Origin of the sequence: Oleiagrimonas sp. (assembly GCF_027858935.1) — a bacterium.
Classification (GTDB): Bacteria; Pseudomonadota; Gammaproteobacteria; order Xanthomonadales; family Rhodanobacteraceae; genus Oleiagrimonas.
In genome coordinates, this window is sequence record NZ_JAQIBU010000206.1 from 1 (window position 1) to 4,954 (window position 4,954).

The window sequence follows — 4,954 nt, forward strand, 5'->3', positions numbered from 1 at the left end:
GAGGCATTGCAAGTATCGGAAAGTCGCTACCGCCGGTTGTTTGAAACCGCCCAGGACGGGATTCTTCTGCTCAATGCCGATACGGCGCAGATCGAGGATGCCAACCCCTACTTGATCCACATGCTTGGCTATACGCATGCGGAATTTCAGGGAAAGAAACTGTGGGAAGTCGGTGCATTCTCGGACCGGGCAGAAAGCAAGGAAATGTTTGTCGATCTGCAAACGAACGGCTACGTCCGGTATGAAAATCTCCCGCTCAAATCAAAAAACGCCACACAAGTTGATGTCGAATTCATCAGCAATACCTACGACGTGGAAGGCGTCAAGGTCATCCAGTGCAACATCCGAAACATTACCGATCGGGTGCTGGCCGAAGCCAAAACACAACGATACAGCCATCTCTATGCAGCGCTGAGCCGGTGCAACAAGGCCATCGTACATTGCACTGTAGAGGAGGATCTTTTTCTGCAAATCTGCCGTGCCGCGGTGCAATTCGGTGGCATGAAGATGGCGTGGATCGGCTTGCTCGACCATGCAACACTCAAGGTGAGAACTGTCGCGAGTTTCGGTGATGACAGCGGATATGCTCACGACATCGAGGTCTCGGCCGATGCAACCAGTCCATTCGGCCAGGGACCGACCGGGATCGCCATTCGCGAGGATCGCCCGTACTGGTGCCAGGATTTCAAGCATGCATCGGCAACCGTACCCTGGCGTAAGCGCGCCTTGCACGCCGGACTGGCTGCCTCAGCGTCTCTGCCCCTGCATCGCAACGGCGAGGTCATCGGTATTTTCACCTTGTATTCCTCTGCGACCCAGGCTTTCGATAAACCTGCGCGCAGACTGCTGGTTGAAATGGCAACCGATATCAACTTTGCGTTGGACAGCTTTGCGCGCAAGGCCATGCATGATCGGACGAATGAGGAAATCGCATACAAGAACACGATCATCCAGACTCAGCTGGAGACGTCACTGGATGCGATTCTCATGGTCGATGAGAACGCAAACATCATTTCCTACAACCAACAGTTCAGCAAATTGTGGAAGATTTCTCCGCAGCTGCTGATCGCGGGGCCGGATGAACCCGTGTTCCAATCCATTATTCAACAAGTGGAGAATCCGGATGCGTTCGCCTTGCGTGTTGAATATCTGTATGAACATCGCGATCAAGAAAGTCGCGAGGAAATCCAGCTCAAGGATGGTCGAATCATTGATCGCTATTCTGCGCCCGTGGCGGGGGCGGAAGGAAAATATTACGGTCGTGTCTGGTATTTCAGGGACATCACCGAGAACAAACACCTGGAGAAAGAACTGCGAGTCGCCGCGACGGCCTTCGAAGTCCAGGAAAGCATCATCATCACCGACGACCGAAACACCATACTGCGCGTTAACAAGGCATTCACTCGTTTGACGGGATACAGTGCTGAAGAGGCCGTAGGCCAAACACCGGCGTTGATCAAATCGGGAATGCATGATGACGAGTTCTATGAGCAGATGTGGGAGTCACTACGCCGGGATCAATTTTGGCAAGGCGAAATCTGGGATCGGCACAAGAATGGCGATACGCATCCGTGCTGGGTCACCATCACCGCCGTGACCAACGCCGAGGGGAAGATCACCCATTACGTGAGCGCTCATTCCGATCTTACGCAACAGAAGAAGTACGAGGCCGCAATCCACTCTCTTGCCTTTTACGACCCGCTTACGCATCTGCCCAACCGACGCCTGCTGTTCGAACGTTTGCAGCACGCCCTCGCTATCAGCGAGCGGCTGCACGACCATGGCGCCCTGTTGTTCATCGATCTGGACAACTTCAAGCTTCTCAACGATACGCGGGGCCACAACATCGGCGACCTGTGGCTGACGGAGGTGGCCAAACGCCTGCAAAACTGCGTGCGCTCGGAAGATACCGTTTCGAGGTTGGGCGGCGATGAATTCGTTGTGATTCTGGAAAAACTGCATCAGCAGGCCCTGGATGCGGTGAACCAGGCTCATGCCATCTGCGACAAGATACTCATCTCCATTGGAAAGGATTTTCTGCTGGAAGATTACGCATATCAGGCTTCCGCCAGTGTAGGTATCTGCCTGTTCAGCGGCCAGGGGATCTCAGTGGATACCCTGGTCAAGCGGGCCGACTCGGCCATGTACCAGGCAAAGAACGCCGGTCGCAACACCCTGCGTTTTTATGATCCCATCATGCAGGCCGCACTGGAAGCTCGTGCGGCGCTTGAAAATGACTTGCGTCATGCTCTGGATGAACATGAATTCATCCTTCATTACCAGACGCAGACCGACAATCAAAAGCGTATTCTAGGCGCTGAGGCATTGATTCGATGGCAGCATCCGAAACGAGGGATGGTGATGCCTGCCGAGTTCATTCCACTGGCCGAGGAATCGAATCTGATCCTCCTGATTGGGCAATGGGTACTGGAATCTGCCTGCGCCCAGCTCAAGGCCTGGGAAGCCGATCCGGCCAGTAGCGAGCTGTACATTTCTGTAAACGTCAGCGCCCGCCAGTTTCATCAACCGTATTTTGTCGAGCAAGTACGCAAGGAACTGCATGACCACGGCGTAGACCCGACCCGACTCAAACTTGAACTGACCGAAAGTCTGGTGCTGGACAATATCCATGAATGCATCGCCAAGATGCAGGAACTCAGAGAAGTTGGAGTCACCTTCTCCATGGATGATTTCGGCACCGGTTATTCTTCACTTTCCTATCTGACCCAATTGCCTCTCGATCAATTGAAAATTGATCAATCCTTCGTGCACCACATGAACGAAACGCACAGCGATGCAGTAATTGTGCAGACCATCATCGGCATGTCGCACAACCTTGGAATTGAAGTTCTCGCCGAGGGCGTGGAAACGCAAGAGCAACATGATTTCCTGGAGAAACATGGATGTGATCACTACCAGGGCTATTTGTTCGACCGGCCCTCGCCGATTGTCGAGTTCGAGAAAAAATTGATCAAATCGTTCCTCTTGTCATAGACAACGTCGCCGCGAAGATTCCCTGCCCGCTCATCGTTCAGTCTTCCATCCAGGGCGGATCATGGACCAGTTCCGCCGCGTGCTCCTTGATTCGCACCACGAGCAGTCGCGAGCGTCGCATGCACCGGAGCGAGTTCACACGGCGCGAAAAAACCGGACTGACACGGCCCACTCGATGCCAGGTAGGCAAGGCCTGACCCAGCAAGAAATCGTCGCACTGGCCTGCCTTCGCGTGTTGACGCCAAAGCTTACAAAACGTCTTGGGGATCGGCCTTCGTGCCATGCGGCAACCGAAACGGGCCAGCAACAACTAGAGTGCCCAGCAGGATCAGCATCGCGTTGCCCTGGCCCGTGCCATTGCCGGTGGATGTGGCCAGCGAATGGGCGTGAAAGAGTGCGCAGCCAGATAGACAAAAAGTGATGCCGTCATCGTACTGGGCGCATGATGCAGTGATGGCTGCACACCTTTCGAGCACCCACGCACGTTCGAATGAATGACATCCTGCCGAGCTGCATCCACACTTGGGTTGTCGCCGCCGAAGCTCATTGCCGCAAAGAACAACAGTGGCTCGATGATATATAACGAAGTGTCCAGAAATCCGACCTGACAGGAACCTGCGACCACCAGATCCGCCCACGCACCCACATGCATGCGAGATGTCAGCAGAGCATGCTGTATCAGCAGGTCGCCAACATGGCACGCCAGTGACGCCTGCAATGGCAACGCAACCGATCAGAAGCGACAGCGTAATCCCGACGAGCGCAAGGCCACGCTGGCACATGCCGAGTACACCCTGGATCGGTTCGATGCGTTTCAGGCTGCATCCATTCGAGCCGTAGAGCCGTAAACAGAAGGGATCTAACTGACATGTCCTGTTCCATTGCAACGAGGTCATCCATGCTGCGTCCAATAACACGAAATCTGGTCCTGATGCTCGGCCTGCTCGCTGGCAGCGGCGGCGTCCGTGCGGCTACCACGCACGCGTACTTCACCCTGCACCACCTCGGCAAGGGGATCTGGGCGGCGATCGACAAGCCGGGTAGTCATGCCGGCAGCAACTCCGGATTCATCATCGGCGACAAGGCGGTTTTGGTGGTCGACAGTTTCGAGGATCCCGCTGCGGCCAAGGCCTTGCTGAAGGTCATTCACAGCAAGACGCACCTGCCCGTACGCTATCTTGTCAACACCCATTACCACCTCGATCACGTGGCGGGCAACGGCGTGTACCGGAAGGCCGGCGCGGTGATTCTTGCGCAGCGTAACGTGCGCACCTGGGAACGCACGGAAAACCTGAAATTCTTCGGCAGCAAGATCACCCCCGCGCAAAAGAAGATGGTGCAATCCTTCGTCCTCCCCGAGGTGGTCTACCGACACGGGATCGAGCTGTACCTGGGCCACCGCAAGGTGGTGGTGCGGGTATTGCCAGGGCACACCGGGGGTGACTCGATCGTGGTGGTGCCGGATGCGAACGTGGTGTTCACGGGCGACCTGTTCTGGAATCACACCCTTCCGAACCTGATCGACGCCAACACGGCAGCCCAGATTCATACCAATACCGTGTTCCTGCACGACTACCCCTCCGCGACTTTCGTGCCAGGACATGGCGAGGTGGGTCATGCCGCCAATGTGCGAGCATTCCGCGGGTATCTCGAAAACTTGCGCCAAACGATCAAGAACGCACAGGGCAAAGGCGAACAGGGCAAAAAGCTCGTGCAAGACGTACTGCGCCAGATCAAGGCACGCTACGGTGAGTGGAACTACTTCGGCTACTTCGCCAGCAAGAACATCACGCAGACAGTCGCCGAGCTGGCCGGCAAGAAACATCTGCCGGAAGCTTCACCCTAAGGAAACTCTGATTTTGCCCCGCGGTCGAAGCGAAGCCCCTTCCGACAGAGTGTAGAAGATGCCCGAGCAGCTGACCTTGGCCACCGAGGCTGATGGTGGATTCGAGACCCATCG

General features: G+C 55.6%; 2 protein-coding genes. Both read left to right on the forward strand.

Annotated features, from left to right (window positions below; all coding sequences use genetic code 11):
* Window positions 1–2,994, forward strand: a 2,994-nt coding sequence (locus tag PF446_RS07550; protein ID WP_298070744.1) for an EAL domain-containing protein, incomplete at its 5' end; no start/stop codon positions are given.
* An 898-nt stretch (window positions 2,995–3,892) separates the two neighbouring features.
* Entirely contained in the window at window positions 3,893–4,840 is a 948-nt protein-coding gene (locus PF446_RS07555) for an MBL fold metallo-hydrolase (RefSeq protein WP_298070745.1), read from the forward strand.
* Window positions 4,841–4,954 lie beyond the last annotated feature (114 nt).